Origin of the sequence: Streptomyces sp. NPDC127068 (genome assembly GCF_042724695.1) — a bacterium.
Taxonomy (GTDB): domain Bacteria; phylum Actinomycetota; class Actinomycetes; order Streptomycetales; family Streptomycetaceae; genus Streptomyces.
The window spans coordinates 12956-38737 of the sequence record NZ_JBHXEN010000045.1 but is presented as its reverse complement, the minus strand read 5'-3'; the positions used below and the strand labels follow the sequence as shown (position 1 = coordinate 38737).

The following is a 25782-nucleotide window of genomic DNA, read 5'->3' as shown; positions in this document are numbered from 1 at the left end:
CACCACTCAGATTCGCTTGACTCTCACATCTATGTGAAACCCTAGCGTGCCGTTCATGACGAACCAGCAAGCAAGTACCGCATCCGACACCCCCGTTACCCTCATCGGCCTGGGCCCCATGGGCATCGTCCTCGGGCACGCCCTGGTCGACGCCGGCCACCCCGTGACCGTCTGGAACCGCACCCCCGGCAAGGCCGACGCCCTCGTGGCCAAGGGCGCGCACCGCGCCGACACCGTTGCCGAGGCGGTGGCCGCGAGTCCCGTCACGCTCCTGTGTCTCAACGACTACACCACCTCGTACGCGATCCTCGACGGTGCCGAGGAGGCCCTCGCGGGCCGGGCCCTGGTGAACCTCAACTCCGGTACGCCCAAGGAGGCCGCCGAGGCCGCCGCGTGGGCGGAGCGGCTCGGGATCGCCTACCTCGACGGCGCGATCATGGTGCCGCCGACGCTCATCGGCAAGCCCGGTTCCGTCCTGCTGTACAGCGGCCCCCGGGACGTGTTCGACCAGCACCGGACCGCGCTGGACACCCTGGGCGACTCCCGCTTCCTGGGCACCGACCCCGGCCTCGCCGTGCTCTACAACACGGCCCTGCTGGAGATGATGTACACCACCATGAACGGCTGGTTGCACGCCACCGCCCTGGTGGGCTCGTCCGGGGTCAAGCCGACCGAGTTCGCGGAGCTCGCCTTCGGCTGGTTCGTGCCCACGGTGCTGAGCAACGAAGGGTTCCTCGCCGGTGCGGTCGACCTCGACAAGGCCGCGTACCCGGGTGACCTCGGCACCCTGGAGATGAACCTGAACGCGCTGGACCACATCACCAAGACCAGTGAGGAGCAGGGCATCCGGGCTGATCAGCCGCGGCTGCTGCGGACGATCGCGGAGCGGGGCATCGCGCTGGGGCACGCCAAGGACAACTATTACGCGTTGCTTGAGGTGTTCAAGCGGCCCGAGGTCGCTGGCTGACCTGCGGTGCGCGGTGGTTCTGGGCAGTTCCCCGCGCGCTCATCGGTGTGTCCTGGTGGGGCGCGCTGGTCTCGTGCGGGTACGCGGTGGTTGCCCACGCAGTTCCCCGCGCCCCTATCGGTGCGTTCCGGTGGGCCCGCGCTGTCCCGTGCGGGTGCGCCGTCGTTTCGCGCAGTTCCCCGCGCCCCTATCGGTGCGTCCTGGTGGGCGTGCGCTGGTCCCGTGCGGGTGCGCGGTGGTTTTGCGCAGTTCCCCGCGCCCCTGACGGGGCACCCGCCCACCCCGCCGCACCCACCAGGACGCCCCCAAAGGGGCGCGGGGAACTGCGCGAGCAGCCACCGCGCACCCGCAGGGGACAGCGGAGGCCCACCGGAACGCCCTGATAGGGGCGCGGGGAACGGCGCGGGCAAGCACCGCGCACCCGCACGGGACAGTGCACGGCCACGGGGCCGTCCCCCGAACGGGCGGAACCGCCGACCGATCGGCCGATGCCACGTCGAGCGCGATGGGCGATGCGCCCCCCGCAGCCCTGGAGCGAAGCTCCCTCCATGACCACGACGAACACCCCGATCATCGAAGTCAGCGACCTCCGCAAGTCCTACGACGGCCGCCCCGTCATCGACGGCGCCTCCTTCACCGTCGAAGAGGGCGAAATCTTCGGCATCCTCGGCCCGAACGGCGCCGGCAAGACCACCACCGTGGAATGCATCGAGGGGCTACGCGTCCCCGACGCCGGCCGGATCCGGGTCGCGGGACTCGACCCGGTCACCGACCACGCGGCCCTGACCCGCGTCCTCGGCGCCCAGCTCCAGGAGAGCGAACTCCAGGCCAAGCTCACCGTGCGCGAGGCGCTGGAGCTGTACGCGGCCCTGTACCCGAACCCGGCCGACTGGCGTCCGCTCGCCGAACGCCTGGGCCTCACCGAGCACCTCGCCGCCCGCTTCGCGGTGCTCAGCGGCGGCCAGAAGCAGCGCCTGTTCATCGCGCTCGCACTGATCGGGAACCCCAGGATCGTGGTGCTCGACGAGTTGACGACCGGACTCGACCCGCGGGCCCGGCGCGACACCTGGCAGATCGTCGAGGACGTCCGCGAACGCGGCGTCACCGTCCTCCTGGTCACGCACTTCATGGAGGAGGCGCAACGGCTGTGCGACCGGATCGCCCTGATCGACCACGGGCGGGTCACCGCACTGGACACGCCCCGCGGCCTGATCGACCGGGCGGCCGGCGCCACCCTCATCTCGTTCACCCCGTCGGCACCCCTCGGTGACGAGCAGTTGGCCGTACTGCCCGGACTGGCGTCCCTCACCCACCAGGACGGTCGGATCACGCTCGGGGGAACCGACGAGACCGTCAACGCGGTGCTCTCCCTCCTCGCCCGGTACCACATCACGGCCCACCAACTCCGCGTCACCGACGCCACGTTGGACGACGCCTTCCTCGACCTGACCCAGGACTTCACGGACGCATGAGCACCCACCGCACCCGCCCCGCCCACGCCCGTCCCACCGAAGAACCGACCTGGAGCCGCACCATGACCGCCCCTGCGACCCCGTTCCGCGCGGCCTCCCCCCGCACCGCCGTGCTGCGGGCCGAGGCCCGGCTCTTCCGCCGTGAGCCCGGGAACCTCTTCTGGGCCCTGGGCTTCCCGACCCTGCTGTTCGTGGTCCTGGGCTGCGTCCCCAAGTTCCGGGAGGTCAGCGCTGACCTCGGGGGCATCCGGCTCATCGACGTGTACGTGCCGGTGGCCGTGCTGGTCGCCCTGATCATGGCCGGCCTCCAGGTGATGCCGCCCGTCCTCACCGGCTACCGCGAGCGGGGCATCCTGCGCCGCATGTCGACCACGCCGATGCGCCCGTCCGCCCTGCTGACCGCACAGATGGGGTTGAACGGTGCCGCGGCCCTGCTGTCGGCGCTGACCTCCCTGACGGTGGGCCGACTCGCCTTCGACGTGCCGCTGCCGCGCCAGGTCCTCGGCTACGCGCTGGCCCTGCTGCTCGCCGCCACCGCGGCCCTCGCCCTGGGCGCCCTCGTGGCGGCGTTCGCCCGCACGGCGAAGGTCGCGACCGCGATCGGCTCCTCGACGGCCTTCCCGATGCTGTTCACCGCGGGCGTCTGGGTGCCCGTGGCGGCCATGCCGGACGTCCTCGCCCGGATCGTCGAGCTCACCCCCTTCGGTGCCGCGGCCAGCGCCCTCGACGCGGCGGCGGCCGGCGACTGGCCCGCCTGGTCCCACCTCGGTGTCCTCGTCGGGTGGACGCTCGTCCCCTCCGCCGTCGCCATCCGCTGGTTCCGCTGGGAGTAGGGGCGGGAACGGGAGGTGCGCGGCCGTGCAGACTGGGGCGATGACCACGGCGGACAGGGACATGGAGCGGCGTTGGGACGCCTTCCACCGGTGGCAGCCGTACGGGCTGCTCGGCGTCGGAGCGGTCCTCGCGGTCGCCACGGCCGAACTGACGCCCGGTACCGTCGAACGCGGCGCCGTCGCGTTGCTGGTCGTCGCGGCCCTCGTGCTCCAGCTGTGGTGGGGCCGCGCCGTCCGCAGCCACCGGGGTCCGGACTCCACCTCGGCGGCGTACTACACCGCGCGCTGGGCGATCGGCTCCGCACTCACCTGGCTCAACCCGTTCTTCGCGTTCTACGTCTCCACCGGCTACTTCGACGTCAACGACCGGATACCCGGCAGCCGCTGGCGGCGCACCGGCCTGGTCGCCTGTTCCGTGCCGGTCGCGGGCGCACAGGCCGGCGGGCTGCCCTTCCACGGCGGGGCGGGCTGGCTCCTGTTCGCCGGGCTCCTGGTGGCCAACAACGTCCTGCTGACGTTGGTCGCCCACTTCTACGAACTGGAGGAGTCGCTGTCCCGGGCCCGGGCGGAGAGCATCACCGAACTCGAAAGCGCCAATGCGGCCCTCCACCAGGCACTCGACGAGAACGCCGCCCTGCACGCCCAACTCCTCGTCCAAGCGCGGGAGGCGGGCATCGCCGACGAACGCCGGAGGCTGGCCGCGGAGATCCACGACACCCTGGCCCAGGGGCTGACCGGGATCATCGCCCAACTCCAGGTCGTCGCGAACACCCCCGACCCGGCGGTCGCCCGCACCCATGTGGACCGCGCCTCGGACCTCGCCCGGCACAGCCTCGGCGAGGCCCGCCGCTCGGTGCAGAACCTGGCGCCCGTGGCCCTGGCCCGCGACGGCCTGCCCCGGGCGCTGCGCAAGACCCTCGACCAGTGGGCCGAACGGACGGACGTGCGGGCCGAGTTCACCCTCACGGGCGCCGCGGAACACCTGCACGCGGAGGTGTCGGCCACCCTGCTGCGCATCACCCAGGAGGCCCTGGCGAACGTGTCGAAACACGCGGACGCCTCCCGCGTCGTCGCCACCCTCAGCTTCATGGGCGACGAGGTCACCCTCGACGTGCGCGACGACGGGCGGGGCTTCGACCCGATGGCCGTGCCCGAACGCACCGGCACCGGCGGCTTCGGACTCGACGGGATGCGCGCCCGCGCCGCCCGCATGGCGGGTTCGCTGACCGTGGAGGCCGAACCGGGGTACGGCACGGCGGTGTCGGCTCGCGTACCGTTGGTGCGCCATGACCGATGACGCCCCCACCGATGCCCCCCTGGCCGCGGACGCCGTGATCTCGCTGCTGATCGTCGACGACCACCCCGTCGTACGGGACGGGCTGCGCGGCATGTTCGCGTCCGCACCCGGTTTCACCGTGCTGGGCGAGGCGTCCAACGGCACGGAGGCGGTCGCCGCGACCACCGCACTCGACCCGGACGTGGTGCTGATGGACCTGCGGATGCCGGGCGGCGGCGGGGTCGACGCCATCACCGAACTCACCCGCCGCGGCGCCCGGGCGAAGGTCCTGGTGCTCACCACGTACGACACGGACTCCGACACCCTCCCCGCGATCGAGGCGGGCGCGACGGGCTACCTGCTGAAGGACGCCCCGCGCGACGAACTCTGCACGGCGGTCCGGGCGGCGGCCGAGGGCCGTACGGTCCTCTCCCCGGCGGTGGCCTCGCGGCTGGTCCGGGCGGTCCGCGCGCCCGGCAACGAGCCGCTGTCCGCCCGCGAACGCGAGGTCCTCGTCCTGGTCGCCCGGGGCACGTCCAACCGGGAGATCGCCCATGAACTCTTCATCAGCGAGAGCACGGTGAAGACCCACCTGGCCCATCTGTACGCCAAGTTGGGCGCCAACGACCGCGCGGCGGCGGTGGCGAAGGCGTACGAGCGGGGCATCCTGGGCCAGGCCCGGCCGTAGGGGGCCACCGGGGGCCGCACCGGCCGCGTAGCACGGGTGCTACGGTCACTGGCTGTGACCGATCACTGGAATGAGATCTTCGAGGCCGGAAGCCACGTACCGGCAGGTGGAGACCTCGACGCGTTGACCGCCGAACTCGCGCGGTGTCTGCGCGATCCCGATCCGGACGTCCGCGACGGGGCGCCGTACGTGGTGCTGCGCACCTGGATCGCCCGCGACGTCATCGCCGGTGAGCGCAGGTTGCGACTGGGCGACGAGATGGCCGCCCGGTTCGCCGATGACGAGATCCAGGCCCGAACCTTCGCCCCGCTGGTGCTGGACATGATCGTCAGCCGCGGCGACTTCACGCCGTCCTGGCTGGACGCGTTCACCCGCTGGTACGCCACCGAGTCCGATCTACGCGGCTTCGACCCGGAGTTGGGGTGGCTGCACGCGGTCGCCCACGGCGCGGACCTGCTGGGAACCTTCGGCACGCGTCCCGAGGTCGATCCGACCGCGATGCTGGCGCTGGCCGCCGAGCGGCTGCTGGCCCGCACCGACCACGCCTTCGACCAGCGGGAGGACGACCGGCTGGCCGGCGCGCTGGCCCGGGTGCTCGCCCGCCCCGAGCTGACCGCCGAGACGTCCACCGCGTGGCTGGACCCGATCGACGCGGACTTCGCCGCGCTCGGTCGCGGACCGATGCCCGCCCACGCCTCCAACACGATGCGCACCCTGCGGATGCTGTACCTGCTGGCGGACCGCGGAGCACCGCTGGTCCCGTCCGGACCGCTGCACCCGCTCACCTGCCCGGACGCCGTGCAGGACCGGCTGGCCGACGTGCTCGCCCCGGTCTTCGGCCATGCACCCCTCAAGGACTTCCCGACCGCGGGCTGACCCGCCCCGGCCCCGCAAGCCGTACGTCGTCAGCCGGGCGGCCCTACAACCGGGCCGCCTTGAGCGCCATGTGCAGCAGCAGCCGGTCCTCGCCGTCGTCCAGGTCCAGGCCGGTGAGCTGCTCCACCCGGGACAGCCGGTAGTACAGGGTCTGGCGGTGGATGCCCAGCTCGGCGGCGGCCCGCCCGGCCTGACCCGCACGGTCCAAGTACACCTCGGCGGTGCGGGCCAGCTCCCGGTGCGCCGGCGCGAGCAGCTCCCGGGCCGCCGGATCGTGCGCCGTCTCGCCCCCCGGCGGGGCCAGGGCGGTCAGCAGCCGGTACGGACCGATGGCGGACCACTCGGCCACCGGGGCGAACCGGGTCTCGGCCCGGGCCGCCCGGGCCGCCGCGGCGGCCTCCCGCCAGGCGCCCGCCAGATCGGCCAGATCACGACGGGGCGCGCCCACCCCGGCCGTCGGCGACGCCTGCTCGCCGGGGGACGCCCCGGACCGCCGCCGTTCGGCCGCCGTCGTGCGCAGCCGGTCCGCCACGGTCAGTGCCGGGTCGAGCGCGTCGGGCGTCCGCAGCCGCACCAGCACGGCGAGCGCCTGGGCGTCCAGGCCCCAGGGCAGGGCGCACAGGGCGCTCGCCGCGGGTAGCGCCCGGACGGACGGCAACGGGGGCGCCGCAGTGCCCGCCACCGACCAGGGCGCCACGCAGACGACGCCGTGCAGACCGTCCGCGCGGGGCCCCAGCGCGGTGCGCAGCGCGGCCACCGCCATGTCGCCCTGCCAGCCGGGCTGGGCCGTCAGCGCCGCCCGCAGTTCACGGGTGAGGTCCGCGCCCGCCTGCTCCTCGTCGGCGAGCAGCACCCCGATCCGTTCGGTGACCTCCATCGCGGCGGCGAGCTGCGCATCGCTGGGGCCGGGGTCGTCGTCCAGCAGCCACACGTAACCGAGGACGACGTTCCGGTGGCGCACCGGAAGGCAGATCCTGCCCCGGTTCACGCCCGCCTCGGGGGCCGCCGGGATGCGCACCGGACCGGTGGCCCGGGTGATGCCGAAGCCCTCGAACCAGGAACGGACCGCGGCCGGCGATCCGCGGGTGAGGATCGAGCGGGTCCTGACCGGGTCCATCGCCGTGTCGTCGTCGCTGTCGTGGGCGCCGAACGCGATCAGTCGGAAGTCCCGGTTCTCCAGGGTCGCGGGCGCCCCGAGCAGCGCCGAGACCTCGTCCACGAGTTCCTGGTAGTCGCCGTAGTCGCCCTTCACGGTTGCCATTCTCCCCCGCGGCGGCCGGTTCTTCATACAGATGTCTGAGATCGGGGCCGCGGATGCGTGACAGCTGTCGATGGCCCAGGATCGGAGCGATCCCTAGTTTTCACGGTGGTTCCCCTTGCCGTCCCCGGACCGTTCACTTCTGCGTCGGACCCCCGGGCAAGCGGCCTGTTCGTTCTCTCCGTGGAGGTGGCCCGTGCTGGGTCCCGTGATTCTCGCCGCGTCGCGCAGCGACAAGATGCGCCGGTTCGTGTCGGCGGCGCCGGGCACCAAGCAGGTCGTCGCCCGGTTCATCGCCGGTGAGACCGTCGACCAGGTGATCCCGATCGTGCGCGAGTCCGCCGAGCGCGGCCTGGAGGTCACCCTCGACGTCGTCGGTGAGGACATCACCACCCGCGAGCAGTCGTTCGCCGCCCGGGACGCCTACCTGGAGCTGATCGGCCGCCTCCAGGAGCTGGGTCTCGGCGAGCGCGCCGAGATGTCGGTGAAGCTGTCCATGTTCGGCCAGGCCCTGGAGGGCGGCCACGAGCTGGCGCTCGCCAATGTGCGGCCCGTCGTGGAGGCCGCCGCCGAGATCGGCACCACCGTCACCCTGGACGCCGAGGACCACACCACCCTCGACTCGATGTTCGCCATCCACAGCGAGCTGCGGAAGGACTTCCCGCAGACCGGATGTGTCATCCAGGCGTACCTGTTCCGCACCGAGGAGGACGCCCGCCGGCTCGCCGCCGAGGGCTGCCGGGTGCGCATCGTGAAGGGCGCCTACAAGGAGCCCGCCTCGGTCGCGTTCCAGGACAAGGCCGAGATCGACAAGGCGTTCGTCCGCATCCTGCGCATCCTCATGGAGGGCGAGGGGTACCCGATGATCGGGTCCCACGACCCGCGTCTGATCGCCATCGCCCAGGACCTCGCCCACCGCGCCGGGCGCAAGCTGGACGAGTACGAGTTCCAGATGCTGTACGGCATCCGCAGCGAGGAGCACCTGAGGCTCGCCGCCGAGGGCCACCGCATGCGCGTGTACACCGCTTACGGAACCGACTGGTACGGCTACTTCATGCGGCGCCTCGCGGAGAAGCCCGCGAACCTGCTCTTCTTCGCCCGCTCCATCCTCACCAAGGGCTGAGCGCTCCCCGCCCCCTCCCGACCCACTTAGGAGACACGGAAACCATGGACGCTGTGACCCAGGTCCCCGCGCCGGTCAACGAGCCGGTCCACGGCTACGCGCCCGGCTCCCCGGAGCGCGCCCGGTTGGAGACCAAGCTCAAGGAGCTGGCCGAGAACCCGATCGACCTCCCCATGACGATCGGCGGCGAGAAGCGCCTCGGCGGCGGCGACGCCTTCCAGGTCGTGCAGCCGCACAACCACCGCGCCGTGCTCGGCACGTACCGCAACGCCACCCGCGAGGACGCCCAGGACGCCATCGACGCGGCCCTGGCCGCCGCCCCCGCCTGGCGTGCGATGTCCTTCGACGACCGCGCCGCGATCATCCTGCGCGCCGCGGACCTGCTCGCCGGCCCCTGGCGCGAGACGCTGGCCGCCTCCACCATGCTGGGCCAGTCCAAGACCGCCCAGCAGGCCGAGATCGACACGCCCTGCGAGCTGGTCGACTTCTGGCGCTTCAACGTCCAGTACGCCCGTGACCTGCTCGCCGAGCAGCCGCCGGCGAACTCGCCGGGCGTGTGGAACCGCCTCGACCACCGCCCGCTGGAAGGGTTCGTCTACGCGATCACGCCGTTCAACTTCACGGCCATCGCGGGCAACCTGCCCACCGCCCCCGCGCTCCTGGGCAACGTCGTCGTGTGGAAGCCGTCCCCGACGCAGACGCACGCCGCCGTGCTGCTGATGCGCCTCCTTGAGGAGGCGGGGCTGCCCAAGGGCGTCATCAACCTCGTCACCGGCGACGGCATCGCCGTCTCCGAGGTCGCCCTGCACCACCGCGACCTCGCGGGCATCCACTTCACCGGCTCCACCCCCACCTTCCAGCTGCTGTGGAAGACGGTCGGCGAGAACATCGCCAAGTACCGCACCTACCCGCGGCTGGTCGGCGAGACCGGCGGCAAGGACTTCGTCGTCGCGCACCCCAGCGCCGACCGCGCCGTCCTGAAGACCGCCCTGACCCGCGGTGCCTTCGAGTACCAGGGCCAGAAGTGCTCCGCGACCTCCCGCGCGTACGTCCCCGCCTCGATCTGGAACTCCGGCTTCAAGGAGGAGTTCGCGGCCGAGGTCGACGGGCTCGCCATGGGTGACGTCACCGACCTGTCGAACTTCATCGGCGCCGTCATCGACGAGCGGTCCTTCGCCAAGAACAAGGCCGCCATCGACCGCGCCCGGGCCGACGACAGCTGCACCATCGTCGCCGGCGGCACCTACGACGACTCGGTGGGCTACTTCGTGCGCCCGACCGTCGTCGAGTGCTCCGACCCGGCCAACGAGGTCTTCACCACCGAGTACTTCGGCCCGTTCCTCGCCGTCCACGTCTACGAGGACGACAGCTACGACGCCATGCTCGACCAGATGGAGTCGGTGTCCGACTACGCCCTCACCGGGTCCGTCATCGCCGGTGACCGCGCCGTCGTCGCGCACACCATGAACAAGCTCCGCTACGCGGCCGGCAACTTCTACATCAACGACAAGTCGACCGGTGCGGTCGTCGGCCAGCAGCCCTTCGGCGGCGGTCGGGCCTCCGGAACCAACGACAAGGCCGGTGCCCCGCAGAACCTCATGCGGTGGACGCTGACCCGGGCCATCAAGGAGACCCTGGTCCCGCCGACCGACTACACCTACCCGCACATGGGCTGACCTCGACCAGGGCGGTCCTCACCCGGCCGCCCTCCGGCGGTGGCTCCCTTCCCAGCCCAGCCACCGCCCGCCCGCGCGTGGACCGCCCCCCGGCCCACGCGCGGGCCCCCCAGACACCGCCCCGTTCCCTGAACCCCCAAGTCAGGGTCCGGGGCGGTCTCCATCGGGTGCGCTGCCCCGTGCGGTGCGCTGTGGCTTTGCGCAGTTCCCCGCGCCCCTGATCTCCGGGCGCTCCTCGCCGTCGTCGCCCGCCCCACCAGCACACCGCACAGCCCCAGCCAGAAGCCCCGATAGGGGCGCGGGGAACTGCGCAAAGCCACAGCGCACCCGAGCAGGACAGCGCCCGCACGGCCCCACGCACCCCGAGCAGGGAACCGCACCGCGCCGGTCAGATCTCCACCAACACTTGCTCCAGCGACTTCCGCACCAGCGCCGGCACCTCGCAGTCGGCAGCCGGATAGCCGATCGGGAGCACCGCGAACGCCTTCTCGTTCGCGGGGCGGCCCAGCACCTCCCGCAGGAAACCCATCGGGCTCGGCGTGTGCACCAACGCCGCGAGCCCCGCCAGGTGCAGCGCGGTCAACAGCATGCCGACCGCGATGCCCACCGACTCGTCCACGTAGTAGTGCTTGCGCCGGGCGCCGTCCGGCCCCACCCAGTACCGCTGCTGGAACACCACCAACAGCGCGGGCGCATCCGTGAGGTGCGGCTTCACCTCGTCGGTGCCGAGCGGACGCAGCGCCGCCAACCACTCCTCGCCCAACCGCCCGTCGTAGGAGGTCCGCTCCTCGCGCTCGGCGGCCCGCCGGATCAGCTGCCGCACCTCCTCGTCCCGCACCAGGACGAACGTCCAGGGCTGCTGGTGCGCCCCGGACGGCGCGGTGCGCGCACAGGCCACCGCGTCCCGCACCACCTCGGCCGGTACCGGGTCCGGCGAGAACATCCGTACCGTCCGCCGTTCCTCCATGCGCCACCGCAGCTCGGCCGCGCAGGCCACCGAAGCGGCGGCGGGCACGCGCACCGGGCGGTAGGGCTCGGGCCGGTAGGGCTCGCCGTGGATCGGACTCCAGGGCCGTGCGGTATCCGTCATACCGGGGAGTGTGCCGGGTGACCCGGGTGCGCGGGCAGACAGCACCGGGCGATAGTCCGGCACTGTCACCCGCGTACCTGCCGGCGCCCGAATGCGAGTGCGCCCCCGGCGGCGGCTGCCGATACTGGGGCGATGACCACCTCCCCGTTCCCTGCGCACCCCACCGTCCCCGACGTCCGGATCGCCCACACCGCCCAACTCACCGCCGAGGAACTGCGTGCCGTGCGGGCGTTGCTCCACGACGCCTTCGACGGCGACTTCAGCGACGGGGACTGGGAGCACACCGTCGGCGGGATGCACGCCCTGGTGACCGACGCGCGCGGGATCGCCGCACACGGTGCGGTCATCCAGCGGCGGGTGCTGCACGCCGGGCGCTCCCTGCGCGTCGGGTACGTCGAAGGGGTCGCCGTCCGCGCGGACGTCCGCCGGCGCGGCCTCGGCGGGCGGGTGATGGCCGCCCTGGAGGAGGTCGTGGTCCGGTCGTACGCGTGCGGCGCCCTGTCGGCGAGCGACGCGGGCGCCGCCCTGTACGAGCAGCGCGGCTGGCAGGTGTGGCCCGGTGCGCTGGGCGTCCTCGGACCGAACGGCGAGGAGCGGCTGCCGGAGGAGGAGGGCACCACCTACGTGTGGGCCGCGCCGGACGCCGACCCCGGCCACCGGGTCCCGGACCCCGCGCACCCGCTGCTCTTCGACTGGCGCGACGGCGACGTGTTGTGACGCCGGGGGGCGCACCGCGCCCACCGCGTCACACCGCGTTCAGCGCCACCGTCGGGTGCAGCCGGGCGGCCCGGACCGCCGGGTAGAGGCCCGCGACCACCCCGATCAGCAGGGTCGCGGCCAGCCCGCCCGCCAGCGACCAGGGCGGCACCACCGCCGTCCACCCCTGGACCGTGGCGAAGCCGTAGGTCGCCACCGCGCCCAGCAGCGCACCCGACACCCCGCCGAGCGCCGACAACAGCAGCGACTCGGTCAGGAACTGGAGCCGGATCGCGTGGCGGGTGGCGCCCAACGAGCGGCGCAGACCGATCTCCTGACGACGCTCCAACACGGAGATGACCATGGTGTTGGCCACGCCCACCCCGCCGACCAGCAGGGCCACCCCGCCCAGACCGAGCATCAGCCGCGTCAGGCCCTCGTCGGTGGCGGCCTTGGCGGCCAGCGCGTCCGAGGGCCGGGACACCTTGATGCCCCCCGGATGGCCGGGGCTGATGGTGCGGGCCAGGATCGCCGCCACCTCCTCGACCGACGCGTCCGTGGAGCGCTCGAAGACGGTGGTGGGATGCCCGTCGAAGCCGAAGTAGCGTTCGGCGGCGGGGAATCCGACCAGGGCCACCCGGTCCAGGGTGGGGACCAGCACGAGCGGTTCGAGGATGCCGACGACGACCACTCGGGTGTCGTTCATCATGATCGTCTCCCCGGTGCCGGTGACCCCCAGCCGTTTCGCCGCCTCGGACCCCAGCACCGTCGTGGGCAGCCGCGAACTCGCCGCGTCCAACCAGACGCCCCGGTCGACCTCGCCGCCGAGCGCGGTCAGCAGATCGGTACGGGCCGCCTGGGTGGTGACCCCGGCGGTGCGTTCCTCGGGGACCAGGTCGCTGCGCCGGATGCGGGCGTCGACCTCGGCGGTGGCGGTGGCGTGTTGCACCGGGCCGATCCGCTCGACCATCGCGACCGCGCTCTTGGGCAGCTTGAGCGGGTTCCCCTCGGAGTCCTCGCCGGCTTCGGCGGTGAGGAGGTTGGTGCCGAGGCGGTCGAGTTGGGCCATCAGGTCGGACCGGCTCGACTCGGACAGCCCGATCACCGTGACCATGGTCGCGATGCCGATGGCGATGCCCAGGGCCGACAGCACCACGCGGGCGCGCCGGGCCCGCAGGCCGACCGCGCCGACGCGCAGCACGTCACGGATGGACAGTCGGGCGGGCTTGAGGTCGTTCCTCATGAACCGGCTCCTTCCGCACGGTCGGTGCGGGTCGGGCCGGGGCCCGAATCCGAGACGATCTCGCCGTCCCGGAAGCGCACCCGGCGCGGCAGCGAGTCCGCGATCCCGTGGTCGTGGGTGATCACGCAGACGGTGGTGCCGGTCGCGTTCAGCTCGTGCAGCAACTCCATGACGACCTCGCCGGACGCGGTGTCCAGCGCCCCGGTCGGCTCGTCGGCCAACAGCAGCCGGGGGTCGCCCACCAGGGCGCGGGCGATGGCCACGCGCTGCTTCTCGCCGCCGGACAGTTCGTTCGGGGTGTGCCCGAAGCGGTGGTCGAGGCGCACCCGGGCCAGTGCTTCGCGGGCCCGGGCCCGCCGTTCGCGCAGCGACACCCCCGCGTAGAGCAGGCCGTCCGCGACGTTGTCCACCGCATCGCGCCCCGCCGCCAGGTGGAAGTGCTGGAACACGAAGCCGATGTGCCGGGCGCGCAGCGCGGAGAGCCGGGAGTCGGGGAGCGCGGACACGTCGTAGCCGGCGATCCGCACGGCGCCCGTGGTGGGCTTGTCGAGGGTGCCCATCACCTGGAGCATCGTGGACTTGCCGGAGCCGGACGGGCCGACCACGGCGAGCAGTTCGCCCTCGTGGACGGTGAGGTCCACCCCGCGCAGGGCGTGCACCCCGCCCGGGTACGACTTGGTGGCGCCCCGGAGCTCCACCACGGGGGTCGAGGCGGTGGTCGGTGCCGGTGTCGGAGTCACGGTTTCGCCACTCCCACCCGCAGGCCCTCGCGGACGTCCGGGCCGCTGACCTCGATCCGTCCGTCGGCGGTCATCCCGGTCTCCACCCGCACCACCTGCGAGGTGCTGCCCCGCACGACCTGGAGGCCGTAGCCGCCGTTCTCGCCGCGCAGGGCGACGACCGCCTCGACGGGCACCGCGAGCACCCCTTCGCGCGCCTCGCTGACGAACCGCACGCTCGCCGACTTCCTGGCGTCCTCGCCGGCCACGGCGCTCGCCCCGCCGTCCAGGACCACCTCCACGGTGATGCCGTCCTCGGCGCCCTCGCCCCCTTCGCCGGTCGCCTCGGGACGCACCGTCCCGGCGACCTTGCCGGCGGCGGTCTTGCCGCTCGGCAGGACGACCTCGACCTTGGTGCCGCTGGAGGTGAGCGCGCCGTCGGACTGCTCCAGCTCGGCCCGGATGACCGGTTGGGTGGAGGCGACCGTCAGGACCGGTTCGCCCGGGGCGACCTGGTCGGCGAGGGCCGCTTCGGCCTTCGCCACCTTGACCTGGCCGGGCTGGAAGACGACGTCGCCCTTGCCGACCCGCCCGGTGGTGTCGCGGTTCAGGGTCTTCTGCCACTGCTTGACGGCGGCCTCGGTGTCCTCGTCGTACCAGACGTCGACGTAAAGACCCGCCCCGTACCCCAGGTCACGGAGGTTGCGCTCCAGTTGGAGGACGTCGCTGCCCCGGTCGCCCCGCTTCATCTCGCGGAACATCGGGACCGGCCCGTACAGGAGGGTGACGGGTTTGTCGTTCAGCTCGTACAGCGCCTGCCCCGTGGTGAGCGTCTCGCCCTCGGCCGCGGCCACCGTGACGGTGCCCTCGACCGTGGACTTGACGGTGCGGCGCTGCGCGAAGTCGAGCTTGCCGTCGACCGTCTTGGACTGCACCAGGTCGGTGCGCACGACGGTCGCGGTGGCGGGCGGCAGGTCGCCGCCCTTCCCGGCGGTGTCCGCGCCGTCGCCGTCACCGAGGTGCAGGAGGCCCCCGGTGACGGCGGCGACCACGGTCACGGCGCCGAGCGCGAGGAAGGCGGAGCGGCGCTTCACTGCATGCCCGCCACGCTGTCGATCAGCTTCGGCTTGCAGGTCCGTTCGGCCTTCTTGTACGCGGGCGACTCGTGGTCGAGCACCGGGGACGCGGGGTTCGGGTCGCCGCCGGGGATCGCGTTGCCGCCGCTCATGGTCGGGTTGGTGAACCGGGAGACGCCGTTGTCCCGCATGCACTTGGCGTGCGCGAGCATCGACTCGAAGGACTTCTGCTGGTCGCGCTCGGGCTCGACCGCCATGACCGCCTGGAGTTCGGGGACGCAGACGTTGTTCTTGCCCGCCTTGATGCCCTGGTTGCGTCCGGGTTGGGAGCCCAGCTCGTTGATCTTGTCCCAATCGAGGTAGCCGCTGAGCTTGGGGTCCGGGTACTCCGGGTAGTCGCCCTTGGCGCGCATGCACTGGACGAACGTGACCTGGGCGTCGTAGAAGGCGCTCTTGCCCGCGGGCCGGGTCTCCTTCCCGGCGGACTTCGAGGGCTGCGCGGCCCGGGAAGGCTCGGCGGGCCGGTCGGCGGTCGGGGCGTCCGGGGCGTCGGCGATGCCGTGGCTCTTCGTGCCGCCGTCGTCACCCCCGCCGCACGCCACCGAGAGGGCGAGGACGGGGGCCGCGACGCACGCGGCCAGGCGCAGTCGGGACGTACTGCGGGAGGTCGTCTTGAGGATCATGGCGCCCACCATCGTCACGCCAGTTCATGGCCACTCCATGACCACATGATGGGAACGTAACAATGCCCCCGACCTGCCCGTCGACCGGGGACGGGGGGCGACGGACCGGCTGCCGGGGTGCACATAATCGACCCCATGCCGCATGTGTTGCTCATCGAGGACGACGCGTCCGTACGGGACGGAATGGAGCTCGTGCTGCGCCGGCACGGGTACGCCATCGACACGGCGGCCACCGGGGAGGAAGCGCTCGCCCTGCTGGACGGCCCGGGCGGCAAGGACGTGGACCTGGTGGTGCTGGACCTGATGCTGCCGGGGATGGACGGCTTCGAGGTGTGCCGCCGCATCCGTGGCCGGAGCGCCACCCTGCCCGTCATCATGCTCACCGCCCGCGGCGACGACCAGGACATCGTCACCGGTCTGGAGGCGGGCGCCGACGACTACGTGACCAAGCCGGTCACCGCGCCCGTCCTGGAGGCCCGCATCCGGGCCGTGCTGCGACGTGCGGAACCGTCCGGCCAGATACGGACGGACGCCGACCTCGCCGGGCTGGTGATCGACCGGGCCGGGCTGACCGTCACCAAACACGGGGCCACCATCGCGCTGCCGCCCACCGAACTGCGGCTGCTGCTGGAGCTGTCGGCCTCACCGGGCCGGGTCTTCAGCCGTGAACAACTCCTCGCATCCGTCTGGGACCACACCTTCCTCGGCGACTCCCGGCTGGTGGACGCGGCCGTCGGACGGCTGCGGGCCAAGCTGGAGGACGTCCCGGCGAAACCGCGGTACGTCCAGACCGTGCGGGGCTTCGGCTACCGCTTCGGGCCGCTGTGAGCCGCCCGGCCGGGGACCGGCGCGGGGCCGGCCCGCCGCGGCGCGCCCCGGGGTTCTTCGGCGGGCTGCGCATCCGGCTCGTCGCCACCTTCGTCGCGGTCGCCCTGATCAGCGCGGTGACCGCGACGGCCCTCGCCTACCGGGACGCCCGCACCGCCGTCCTCCAACGCACCCAGAACGCCGCGGTGGACGACCTGCGCGAGCGGACCGCCCAGGTCGCCGCCGACTTCGACCTCCCGCCCGACCAACGCTCGCTGACCCGGTTCGCCGGCAAGGTCTCGGAGGGCGTCGGCACGGGCGACCGCAAGGTGGTCGCCCGCTACCAGGACCTCGTCGGGGTCTCCGACGAACTCGCCGACACCCTGGGTCGGATCACCCCCGAGCTGCGCGCCGCGGTGCGCGCCGGGGAGGCGGCCCGGTTCCAGCGGGTGAGGTGGCGGGGCGAGCCCTACCTGGTCGTCGGCATGCCCGTGCGGTACGCCGACGGGGACCGCCGCACCTCGGGCCTGGAGGTCTTCGCGATCAGCGACCTACGGGCCGAGCACGAGGACACCGCAGCCCTGCTGGACTCCGTGCGGGACGGCATCGCGCCGGTGGTGGTGCTGGCGGCGGTGCTGGCGCTGCTGGCCGCGGGCACCGTCCTGCGTCCGGTGCGGAAGCTGGGCCGGGCCACCCGCGGGCTGGCGGCCGGCGACCTCGGTAGCCGGGTCGCCGTCAAGGGGCGCGACGAACTCGCCGACCTGGCGAGGACGTTCAACGAGACCGCGGACGCGCTCCAGGCCTCCGACGCGGAACTGCGGGAACAGGAGGCGAAGGCGCGCCGCTTCGTGGCCGACGTGTCCCACGAACTGCGCACGCCCCTCGCGGCGATGACCATGGTGGCGACCGTCCTGGAGGAGGACGCCGACCAGCTGCCGCCGGACGCGGCGCGGGCCGCCCGGACCGTCGGGGCGGAGACGGCCCGGCTGGCCCGGCTGGTCGAGGACCTGATGGAGATCTCCCGCTTCGACGCCAAGGCGGCCCGGCTGAACGCGGCCGAGACGGACCTCGCCGACACCGTACGGGCGTCGCTCGCCCTGCGCGGCTGGACGGACCGGGTGGTCACGCACCTGCCGCCGGGCGTGCGGGCGGTGGTCGACCGGCGCCGCATCGACGTGATCGTCGCGAACCTGGTGGGCAACGCCCTGCGGCACGGTGCCCCGCCGGTCACGGTGACCCTCCGGGTGGAGCCCGTGGCGGGCCGGGACTGGGTGACGCTGGAGGTCGCCGACCACGGCCCGGGGCTGCCGCCCGGAGCGCGGGAGCGGGTCTTCGACCGCTTCTACAAGGCGGACGAGGCCCGTACCCGCAAGGCCGCCGACGCCGACGACGCCGGCGGCCAGGGCAGCGGCCTCGGCACGGCGATCGCGTGGGAGAACGCACGACTGCACGGCGGCACCATCGAGGTCGCCGACGGACGGGGGAGCGGTGCGGTGTTCACCCTGCGGCTGCCCCGGCGACTCACCGGGGAGGACACGCAGTGAAGGTCCGGCAGGGGCTGGCGGGCGTCGTGCTGGGGGCCGCCCTCGTGGGCTGCGGCGTCCAGCCGACCGGGGTGGTGGACGCGGGGGAGCCCGCGGACGGACTGTCGCGCGGCATGCGGCTGTACTACGAGTCCGACACCGGGCTGCGGGCGGTGCCCATGCTCGACCGGAAGATCGAAGCGCTCGACTGGGTGGTGAAACTGCTCCTGAGCCCGCCGCCCGTCGGACAGGGCGACGGACTCACCACGCTCGTCGTGATGCCGGGCCCCTACTCGGCGACGGGTACCGGCACACGCGTCACCCTGCACATGGAGGGCATCTACCCGGGCTACGGCACGGGGCAGTTGGTGTGTTCGCTGGCACGTGCCCAGTCCGTGCTCGATCCGAAGGTCAGGGCCGCCGAGGTCGAGGTCACGCTGAAGCCGTCCGAGGGCGCCGCGATCGGACCCCACCGGTGCGCGGAGTTCCTCAACCGTTGAGCCCCCACGCGCGGCTTGAACGCCGGGTGTACCGGCCCTGACCTGGGGAAACGCGGGCGTCGTCTCAGATAGTAGGAAGTCCGACTACTTGTGGAGACGGATGGGTCCCGCTGCCTTAGCTTGGTAGGAGCCGAACGTCCCGCTCGACCGAGCGATCGCGGTTGCGAGCCGTGTCCCCGCGCAGGTGACCCCTGCGGACCGCGCTCCCCGCCCCCGACGGCTGCACGCCCCCGGCGCGACGCATCCCCTCTGAGCACTCCCGGACGCCAAGGAGCAGATCACCATGGCCGAGACGACCACCCGACGGGTCCGCCACCCCCGCACCGACGACGCCGAGCGCAAGAACGCCGCCGCCGCCCTCCAGCGCGCCCTCGACCGCCGTGACAACGGCGGCGCCACCGGACACTGAGGGGCCACCCGCCCCTCCCGCCTGGGATGTCCGAATGGTGGACCATTGGTGTCATCCCCTGGGACGGCGAGTAGGGTGCCGCCATGTCTCCCAGCATCAATCTCGCAGTGATTCCCGGTGACGGCATCGGCCAGGAGGTCGTAGCCCAGGGGCTCAAGGTCCTCAGTGCCGTCCTCCCGGAGGACGTGAAGCTGGAGACCAAGGAGTACGACCTCGGCGCCCAGCGCTGGCACCGCACCGGGGAGACGCTCCCCGACGCGGAGTTGGAGGCCCTCAAGGGCCACGACGCGATCCTCCTCGGCGCGATCGGCGACCCGTCCGTGCCCTCCGGGGTGCTGGAGCGCGGGCTGCTCCTCAAGCTGCGGTTCGCCTTCGACCACTACATCAACCTGCGGCCGTCGAAGCTGTTCCCGAACACCGCGACCCCGCTCGCCGGCCGCCCCGAGATCGACTTCGTCGTCGTCCGCGAGGGCACCGAAGGCCCCTACACCGGCAACGGCGGCTCCCTGCGCACCGGTACGCCGGCCGAGGTCGCCACCGAGGTCAGCCTCAACACCGCCTACGGCGTGGAGCGGGTCGTCCGGGACGCCTTCGAGCGCGCCAACGCCCGCCCCCGCAAGAAGCTGACGCTCGTACACAAGAACAACGTCCTCGTGTACGCCGGTCACCTCTGGAAGAACACCTTCGACAAGGTGGCCGCCGAGTACCCCGACGTCACCACGGACTACCTGCACGTCGACGCCGCGACCATCTTCTTCGTCACCCAGCCCGAGCGCTTCGACGTGATCGTCACCGACAACCTCTTCGGCGACATCCTCACCGACCTGGCCGCCGCCGTGACCGGCGGCATCGGGCTGGCCGCCTCCGGCAACATCAACCCGACCGGCGCCTTCCCGTCGATGTTCGAGCCGGTGCACGGCTCCGCGCCCGACATCGCGGGCCAGGGCAAGGCCGACCCGACCGCGACGATCCTCTCCGTCGCCCTGCTGCTGCGCCACCTCGGCCACGAGGCCGCCGCCGCCCGGATCGAGGAGGCCGTCTCCGCCGACCTCGCCGAGCGCGACGGCACCCCGCGCACCACCGACGAGATCGGTGACGCGCTCGCCGCACGCGTAGCCGGCTGACCCGGCGCGCCACACGTCCCGGGGCAGGCCCCCGGACACCCGGGGGTCACCCCGGAACGAGAAGCCGCCGGCGCCCAGGAGCGTCCGGCGGCTTCTCGTGTACCGCCTGCCGGTGTCACCATCAGAACCGGAGCGGGCCCCTGTCGGGTCGGCGCCGCGCGCCCGCCCGGCCCGCCCCCCGGCGGCCTCCCCGTGGCCCCGCCGTGCGCGCGATACTCGAAAGCCAGGGCCGTGCATTCGTCGCGTACCCACCCGTACACGACGAAGCTCGGACGTCCTAGTATCGTCACGCGCGGGCGTGAGCCGTGAGGACAGACGGGACTCGGCCCCCTGACCACCTACGGTGAAGGACAACCAGTCATGACGACGCCCACGATCGAGCTGAAGCCCTCCTCGCACCCGTTGCCCGAGGAACAGCGCGAGGCGATCCTGCGCAACCCCGGCTTCGGCCGTCACTTCACCGACCACATGGTCACCGTCAAGTGGTCCGAGGGCCGCGGCTGGCACGACGCCGAGCTGGTGCCGTACGCCCCGATCTCCCTCGATCCGGCGAACATGACCCTGCACTACGCGCAGACCATCTTCGAGGGCCTCAAGGCGTACCGGCGCCCCGACGGCTCCGTCGCCACCTTCCGGCCCGCGGCCAACGCCGACCGGTTCCGCTCCTCGGCGCGGCGGCTCGCGATGCCCGAGGTGTCCGACGACCTGTTCATCGCCGCCTGCGACGCCCTCGTCACCCAGGACAAGGCGTGGGTGCCCGCGCACGGCGAGCAGTCCCTCTACCTGCGGCCCTTCATGTTCGCGACCGAGGTCGGCCTCGGGGTGCGGCCCGCCAACGAGTACCTGTTCGTGGTGATCGCCTCGCCCGCCGGCCCCTACTTCCCCGGGGGCGTCAAGCCCGTCTCCGTGTGGCTGTCCGAGGACTACGTCCGCGCGGTCAAGGGCGGCACCGGGGCGGCCAAGACCGGCGGCAACTACGCGGCCTCGCTGGTGGCCCAGAAGGAGGCCGCCGCCGAGGGCTGTGACCAGGTCGTGTGGCTCGACGCCGTGGAACACCGCTGGGTCGAGGAGATGGGCGGGATGAACCTGTACTTCGTCTACGGGGACCGGGTCGTCACGCCCGCACTGACCGGTTCGCTGCTGCCCGGCATCACCCGGGACTCGCTCCTCACCATCGCCCGGGACCTCGGGTACACCGCCGAGGAGGGACGGATCTCCACGGAGGACTGGGAGCGGGACGCCGCCAGCGGTGCGCTGACCGAGGTGTTCGCCTGCGGGACCGCCGCCGTGATCACCCCGGTCGGGACCGTCAAGTCCCGGCGCGCGGAGTGGACCCAGGGCGGCGGGGAGCCCGGCGCGGTCACCATGCGCCTGCGCGGGGCGCTGCTCGCCCTCCAGTCCGGCGCCGCGGACGACCCGTACGGGTGGATGCACGACCTCGGCTGAGCCCCGTGCGGTGCGCCCGCCGGACATCGGCGGGCGCACGCTCAGCCCGGGACGCGACCGGGGGAGAGGGCGACCGGGCAGTCCAGGGCGTGTTCGGTCAGGGTCAGCGACGCCTGGAGGCGGGCGATCCGGTCCCGGAGCAGGTCCCGGTGCCGCTCCAGCCGGTCCCGTCGCTCGGCGGGCGAACCGCAGTCCAGCGTGCGGCGGATCGCACCGAGCGACAGCCCGGCCGCCTTGGCGCGCAGCACCGCCGCCACCCGTACCGCGTCCTCCTCGTCGTAGCGCCGCCGGCCCGCGCCGTCCCGCTCGGGGCGGAGCAACCCCACGCTCTCCCAGTGCCGCAACACGTGCGTCCCCAGACCGAAGCGCCCCGCGAGTTGCCCGACCGTCATCGTCGTACGTCCTGCGCTTGACTTCATGTCGGCATTAAGTCGCAGCCTGGACCGCATGGACAAGCCGCCCGCGACCCCCGCCGTCGCCGAGAACCCCCTCCTCGCCCTGCTGGACCGGGTCGACACCACCCCGGAAGCCCTCGCCCTGCGGGCCCGCTCCTACGAACTGCTCGACGTACGGGCCGGCACCCGGCTCCTCGACGTGGGCTGCGGCGGGGGCCGCGCGGTGGCCGAGACGATGCGGCTGGGTGCCCGGTCCACGGGGGTCGACCCCGACCGGGGAGCCGTCGGGGCGGCCCGCGCACGCTGGCCGCGGGGCCGCTTCCTGGTGGCCGACGCCCGCGCCCTGCCGTTCCCCGACGCCTCCGTGGACGCCTATCGCGCGGAGCGGGTGCTCCATGAACTGACCGAGCCCGCGGACGCCGTGACCGAGGCGCGGCGGGTCCTGGCGCCCGGCGGACGGATCGCCCTGGTCGGCCACGACTGGGACGCGTTCGTGATCGACTCCGATGACGCCGGGCTGACCCGGCGGATCGTGCACGCCCGCGCCGACCTGGTGGCCAGCCCCCGGGCCGCCCGGGGCTTCCGCGCGCTGTTGCTGGCGGCGGGGTTCCGGGACGTGCGGGTGGAGGTGCACACCACCGTGCTCACGGGTGAGGCTGCGCTCGCGGTGGTGACCGGTGCGGTTCGCCGCGTGGTTGCGGCGGGGGCGGTCGCCGCGGAGGAAGGTGCTGCGTGGGTCGCCGGGCAGCGGGGCCGGGCGGGCGCCGGGCGGGCGTTCGTGGCGGTTCCCGTGTTCCTCGCGTCCGCGCATGCGGTGCCCTGAGCCGGGGCCCGGGGCGGTGCCTGTTGTTCCCCGGCTGCGGGTGCGGCGGACCTTGCTCGCGCAGTTCCCCGCGCCCCCGAAGTTGGCCGAGTCCCCCCTGGTTCCCGTTCCGCTACCGATGGGTGCGCAGCCATCCTTCGAGGGTCAGCAGCTCCGGGTACCGCTCGCGGAGCGCGGCGATGTCGGCCTGGTATCCCTTCTCCTCGAACCAGTCGAACATCTTCGCCATCTCCTCGGCCTCGGCCCGCAGCTCTTCGATCGGCTGCCGCGCGAAGCGGGTCGGAACGCCGTCGACCCTGCTGAACGCCTCGGCCACCTGCCGCAGGGTCAGCTCGTCGCCGGCGATCTCGATCTTCTTGCCGATGGACTCGGACGGCTTGGCGAACACGTCTGCGGCGATCCGTCCGATGTCGACCAGCGCGATCATCTGGAGCGGGGTGTCCGCGTCCAGCGCGAGGGAACCGACCCGCTCGCCGTTCCTCGCCTCCGGCACCATGGAGGGCCAGTTCTCCATGAAGAACACCGGCCGTAGCACCGTCGTGGGCACGCCGATGGCGTCGATGTACGCCTCGATCTCCGCCTTGCTCGCGAAGTGTGCGACGCCGGACTCGTGCGCGACGGCGCCCACGGAGCTGTAGACCAGGTGCGCGACACCTGCGGCTGCGGCCGCGTCGGCGACGTTCTTGCCCTGGCGCACCTCGATCTCGGGGTGCGGGTCGGCCATGTCGTCCGGCTGCACGCTGAAGACGCCGTGCACGCCCTGCGCCGCCGTGCGCAGCGACCGCGCGTCGTCGAGGTCGCCGGTGGCCAGTTCCGCACCGAGCGCCTTGAGTTGCTCGGCCTCCGGCCGGTCCGGGTCACGGACGAGGGCGCGCACCCGCCAGCCCTCGTCGAGCAGTCGGCGGGCAACGGCGCCGCCCTGACCGCCGGTCGCGCCCGTGACCAGAACGGTCTTGTCGTAGAACATGACGAGGTCCTTCCGTGGGAGATCAGCTGCGTGCGCGGGTGGGGGCGGGCAGCTGTCCCGCGACGATCGCGGCGAGCGCGAGCCCGAAGCCCAGGAGTTGGACCGGACCGAAGGTCTGGCCGAGCACGACGGCACCCAGCACCGCGGCGACCAGCGGGGAGAGCAGGACGAGAACGGCGACCGAGGTGACGGGCAGCGTGGTGACGCCGCGGAACCACAGGACATAGGCGATCAGGCCGCCGACCAGGCCCATCCAGAGGTAGCCGAGGGCGGCGGGCAGGTCGATGGCGGGAGGCGCCCCCTCTGCCAGGAACGTGAGGGGCAACAGGAACAGCCCTCCCGCGGTGAGCTGCCAGCCGGCGAAAGCGGTGGGACCGACCTCGGGCGGGCGCCCCCAGCGTTTGGTGAGGGTCAATCCGAGCGCCATGGACGCCGCGCTGCCGAGGGCCGCCAGGACTCCGACGTCGTCGAACGCCGCGCTCGGACCGATCACCACCAGGCCGACGCCGACCATGCCGATCAGTCCCCAGGCGAGGCGCCAGGCGGACAGCGCCTCGCGCAGGACTGCCACCGCCAGGAGGGCGATGAGGAGCGGCTGGGCCGCTGCCAGGGTGGCGGCCACGCCTCCCGGCAGGCGTTCGGCCGCGAGGAACAGCAACGGGAACGGGAGGCCGATGTTCAGCACGCCGAGCGCCGCGGCCTGCCCCCACCACCTCCCGCGCGGCAGCGTCCGGGTGAGCGCCAGGGCCATCAGACCACCCGGCAGCGCCCGCAGCAGCCCCGCGAACAGGGGGTGCCCCGGGGGGAGGAGCTCCGTGGTGACGACATAGGTCGTGCCCCACGCCACCGGAGTGAGCGCTGTCAGGACGGCACGCGAAAGATGCCCACCAGGAACGCCGCTGACGGCCCCGGCGGGCACTCTCCGTGTTGCTGGACTGGTCATGCCCGCAGTCTCATCCGGTGGCGATCAATGAGTCCAACACATGCTTTTCATCTCATCGATCGCGATGGAAGATGGATCGATGGAGCTCCAACAGATGCGCTACGTCGTCGCCGTCGCCGAAACGAACAGCTTCACCCGGGCCGCCGAGCGGTGCCTGGTCGTCCAGTCCGCCCTCAGCCACCAGATCGCCCGCCTGGAGAAGGAACTGGGTGCGAGGCTCTTCGAGCGCACCAGCCGCCGGGTGCGGCTGACACCGGCCGGTGCGGCGTTCCTTCCCGCCGCCCGTCAGTGCCTGGACGCCGCCGAGCGCGCGGTCGTCGAGGTCGCCGCGGCCGTCGGCGAGGTACGCGGACGGCTCGCCGTGGGCCTGATCCCCAGCGTCGCCGCGGTCGACATCCCGAGCGCCCTGCGCGACTTCCACCGGCAGTACCCGGACGTGCGCATCAGCCTGCGCGTGGGCGCGAGCGAGGAACTCGTCGAGCAGGTCAAGGACGGGGCCCTCGACGTCGCCTTCCTCGGGCTGCCGACCACCGCGCGACCCGAGGGCGTAGCAGCGCGTGAACTCGCCCGTGACCTGCTCGTCGCCGTGGTCGCGCCGGACCATCCCCTCGCCCAGGAACCGACCGTCGACCTTCGCAGACTCTCTTCCGAGGCGTTCGTGGACCTACCGGCGAACACCGCCGGACGTGTCCAGTCCGACCAGGCGTTCTCGGGCGCCGGTCTCAACCGCGACGTCGCCTTCGAAGTGACCAACGCGGACTTCCTGGCTCGACTGGTCGGGCAGGGGCTGGGCATCGCGATGCTCCCCTCCGCGTACGCGTCCCAGCTCAGCGGCGTTGCCACCATCGAGGTCACGGACGCGCCGGCCCGCGTCGAGTACGTCATCTGTGGCCGCGCCAGCCGCACCCCCGCAGCAACCGCCTTCCTCACCCTCCTCGACATCCCCACACCGAAGGAGGCGCCCCGCTAGGGGCGCGAGCAACCCCACGGCCGCAGCATCGGCCCCCGCAGACCCGCACCGAGCATCGGAGCCGCAGCCTCCGGCCCCGCCAGGGGCGCGGGGAACGGCGCGGGCAACCGATCACCACCGCACCGCACAACGGACCGCCGACCACAGGGGCACCCCCAGCAACCCGCAGGGGAACCGTCCACCCGGTGAGACCGAACCG

General features: G+C 72.8%; 26 protein-coding genes. 17 read left to right on the top strand and 9 right to left on the bottom strand.

Going from position 1 to position 25782, the window contains the following annotated elements:
* The first annotated feature begins 55 nt into the window (after positions 1–55).
* The 6 genes from ACFWIA_RS25635 to ACFWIA_RS25610 all read left to right on the top strand — a co-directional run bounded on the left by ACFWIA_RS25635 (position 56) and on the right by ACFWIA_RS25610 (position 6112).
* Positions 56–967, top strand: coding sequence for an NAD(P)-dependent oxidoreductase (locus tag ACFWIA_RS25635; RefSeq protein ID WP_387008933.1), 912 nt, complete (start codon positions 56–58; stop codon positions 965–967).
* 548 nt (positions 968–1515) lie between these two features.
* Positions 1516–2439 (top strand): ABC transporter ATP-binding protein, encoded by a 924-nt coding sequence (locus ACFWIA_RS25630; protein WP_387008931.1) that lies wholly within the window; start codon positions 1516–1518, stop codon positions 2437–2439.
* A gap of 62 nt (positions 2440–2501) precedes the next feature.
* Complete coding sequence (locus tag ACFWIA_RS25625) at positions 2502–3272, top strand: ABC transporter permease (protein WP_387008986.1); 771 nt, start codon at positions 2502–2504, stop codon at positions 3270–3272.
* Between the two features lie 40 nt (positions 3273–3312).
* Positions 3313–4569: a sensor histidine kinase gene (locus ACFWIA_RS25620; protein WP_387008929.1), complete on the top strand. Its 1257-nt coding sequence runs from the start codon at positions 3313–3315 to the stop codon at positions 4567–4569.
* The gene (locus tag ACFWIA_RS25615) at positions 4559–5236 is read left to right on the top strand and encodes a response regulator (RefSeq protein WP_387008927.1); all 678 of its coding nucleotides are present in this window, start codon (positions 4559–4561) and stop codon (positions 5234–5236) included. Before ACFWIA_RS25620 ends, ACFWIA_RS25615 begins: the two co-directional genes overlap by 11 nt.
* Positions 5237–5290: 54 nt before the next feature.
* Entirely contained in the window at positions 5291–6112 is an 822-nt protein-coding gene (locus ACFWIA_RS25610) for a DUF2785 domain-containing protein (protein WP_387008926.1), read from the top strand.
* Between the two features lie 43 nt (positions 6113–6155).
* Here the strand turns inward: ACFWIA_RS25610 and ACFWIA_RS25605 are convergent, their stop codons facing one another.
* A complete protein-coding gene (locus tag ACFWIA_RS25605) occupies positions 6156–7373 on the bottom strand; it encodes a PucR family transcriptional regulator (protein ID WP_387008924.1) in 1218 nt (405 codons plus the stop codon).
* Positions 7374–7566: 193 nt separating this feature from the next.
* On the opposite strand from ACFWIA_RS25605, the gene ACFWIA_RS25600 reads away from it, so the two are divergent.
* Both ACFWIA_RS25600 and pruA read left to right on the top strand, forming a co-directional pair.
* The gene (locus tag ACFWIA_RS25600; RefSeq protein ID WP_387008922.1) at positions 7567–8493 is read left to right on the top strand and encodes a proline dehydrogenase family protein; all 927 of its coding nucleotides are present in this window, start codon (positions 7567–7569) and stop codon (positions 8491–8493) included.
* Between the two features lie 44 nt (positions 8494–8537).
* Positions 8538–10169, top strand: a complete 1632-nt coding sequence (gene pruA, locus ACFWIA_RS25595) for an L-glutamate gamma-semialdehyde dehydrogenase (RefSeq protein WP_387008920.1) — start codon at positions 8538–8540, stop codon at positions 10167–10169.
* A gap of 388 nt (positions 10170–10557) precedes the next feature.
* Here the strand turns inward: pruA and ACFWIA_RS25590 are convergent, their stop codons facing one another.
* Entirely contained in the window at positions 10558–11259 is a 702-nt protein-coding gene (locus ACFWIA_RS25590) for a nitroreductase family protein (protein ID WP_387008919.1), read from the bottom strand.
* Positions 11260–11391: 132 nt separating this feature from the next.
* On the opposite strand from ACFWIA_RS25590, the gene ACFWIA_RS25585 reads away from it, so the two are divergent.
* A complete protein-coding gene (locus ACFWIA_RS25585; protein WP_387008917.1) occupies positions 11392–11976 on the top strand; it encodes a GNAT family N-acetyltransferase in 585 nt (194 codons plus the stop codon).
* A 28-nt stretch (positions 11977–12004) separates the two neighbouring features.
* Here ACFWIA_RS25585 and ACFWIA_RS25580 read toward each other — a convergent pair whose 3' ends face one another.
* From ACFWIA_RS25580 to ACFWIA_RS25565, 4 genes are read right to left on the bottom strand one after another with little or no spacing between them, the layout of a single operon-like run.
* Positions 12005–13198, bottom strand: coding sequence for an ABC transporter permease (locus ACFWIA_RS25580; RefSeq protein WP_387008915.1), 1194 nt, complete (start codon positions 13196–13198; stop codon positions 12005–12007).
* Positions 13195–13938, bottom strand: coding sequence for an ABC transporter ATP-binding protein (locus ACFWIA_RS25575; protein ID WP_387008913.1), 744 nt, complete (start codon positions 13936–13938; stop codon positions 13195–13197). The genes ACFWIA_RS25580 and ACFWIA_RS25575 overlap by 4 nt, the downstream gene beginning before the upstream one ends.
* Positions 13935–15011, bottom strand: coding sequence for a peptidoglycan-binding protein (locus ACFWIA_RS25570; protein WP_387008912.1), 1077 nt, complete (start codon positions 15009–15011; stop codon positions 13935–13937). Before ACFWIA_RS25570 ends, ACFWIA_RS25575 begins: the two co-directional genes overlap by 4 nt.
* Positions 15008–15676, bottom strand: a complete 669-nt coding sequence (locus tag ACFWIA_RS25565; RefSeq protein ID WP_387008911.1) for a hypothetical protein — start codon at positions 15674–15676, stop codon at positions 15008–15010. The genes ACFWIA_RS25570 and ACFWIA_RS25565 overlap by 4 nt, the downstream gene beginning before the upstream one ends.
* Positions 15677–15811: 135 nt before the next feature.
* On the opposite strand from ACFWIA_RS25565, the gene ACFWIA_RS25560 reads away from it, so the two are divergent.
* The 6 genes from ACFWIA_RS25560 (at position 15812) to ACFWIA_RS25535 (ending at position 21485) form a co-directional block, all read left to right on the top strand.
* Positions 15812–16504 (top strand): response regulator transcription factor, encoded by a 693-nt coding sequence (locus tag ACFWIA_RS25560; protein WP_387008909.1) that lies wholly within the window; start codon positions 15812–15814, stop codon positions 16502–16504.
* Positions 16501–18027, top strand: a complete 1527-nt coding sequence (locus ACFWIA_RS25555; protein WP_387008907.1) for an ATP-binding protein — start codon at positions 16501–16503, stop codon at positions 18025–18027. Before ACFWIA_RS25560 ends, ACFWIA_RS25555 begins: the two co-directional genes overlap by 4 nt.
* Positions 18024–18506, top strand: coding sequence for a hypothetical protein (locus tag ACFWIA_RS25550; RefSeq protein WP_387008905.1), 483 nt, complete (start codon positions 18024–18026; stop codon positions 18504–18506). Before ACFWIA_RS25555 ends, ACFWIA_RS25550 begins: the two co-directional genes overlap by 4 nt.
* Positions 18507–18789: 283 nt before the next feature.
* Positions 18790–18915, top strand: a complete 126-nt coding sequence (locus ACFWIA_RS25545) for a hypothetical protein (RefSeq protein ID WP_387008904.1) — start codon at positions 18790–18792, stop codon at positions 18913–18915.
* A gap of 83 nt (positions 18916–18998) precedes the next feature.
* Entirely contained in the window at positions 18999–20039 is a 1041-nt protein-coding gene (locus ACFWIA_RS25540) for a 3-isopropylmalate dehydrogenase (protein WP_387008902.1), read from the top strand.
* 360 nt (positions 20040–20399) lie between these two features.
* Positions 20400–21485: a branched-chain amino acid aminotransferase gene (locus tag ACFWIA_RS25535; protein ID WP_387008900.1), complete on the top strand. Its 1086-nt coding sequence runs from the start codon at positions 20400–20402 to the stop codon at positions 21483–21485.
* Positions 21486–21526: 41 nt separating this feature from the next.
* Here ACFWIA_RS25535 and ACFWIA_RS25530 read toward each other — a convergent pair whose 3' ends face one another.
* A complete protein-coding gene (locus ACFWIA_RS25530) occupies positions 21527–21904 on the bottom strand; it encodes a MerR family transcriptional regulator (RefSeq protein ID WP_387008898.1) in 378 nt (125 codons plus the stop codon).
* Here ACFWIA_RS25530 and ACFWIA_RS25525 point away from each other — a divergent pair.
* Complete coding sequence (locus tag ACFWIA_RS25525; protein WP_387008896.1) at positions 21903–22703, top strand: methyltransferase domain-containing protein; 801 nt, start codon at positions 21903–21905, stop codon at positions 22701–22703. The genes ACFWIA_RS25530 and ACFWIA_RS25525 overlap by 2 nt on opposite strands.
* A gap of 112 nt (positions 22704–22815) precedes the next feature.
* Here the strand turns inward: ACFWIA_RS25525 and ACFWIA_RS25520 are convergent, their stop codons facing one another.
* On the bottom strand, positions 22816–23670 hold the full coding sequence (locus ACFWIA_RS25520) for an NmrA/HSCARG family protein (RefSeq protein ID WP_387008894.1): 855 nt from the start codon (positions 23668–23670) through the stop codon (positions 22816–22818).
* A 22-nt stretch (positions 23671–23692) separates the two neighbouring features.
* Positions 23693–24613 (bottom strand): EamA family transporter, encoded by a 921-nt coding sequence (locus tag ACFWIA_RS25515; protein WP_387008892.1) that lies wholly within the window; start codon positions 24611–24613, stop codon positions 23693–23695.
* Between the two features lie 79 nt (positions 24614–24692).
* Between ACFWIA_RS25515 and ACFWIA_RS25510 the strand changes: the two genes are divergently transcribed.
* Complete coding sequence (locus ACFWIA_RS25510) at positions 24693–25583, top strand: LysR family transcriptional regulator (RefSeq protein ID WP_387008985.1); 891 nt, start codon at positions 24693–24695, stop codon at positions 25581–25583.
* The last annotated feature ends 199 nt before the right edge of the window (positions 25584–25782 follow it).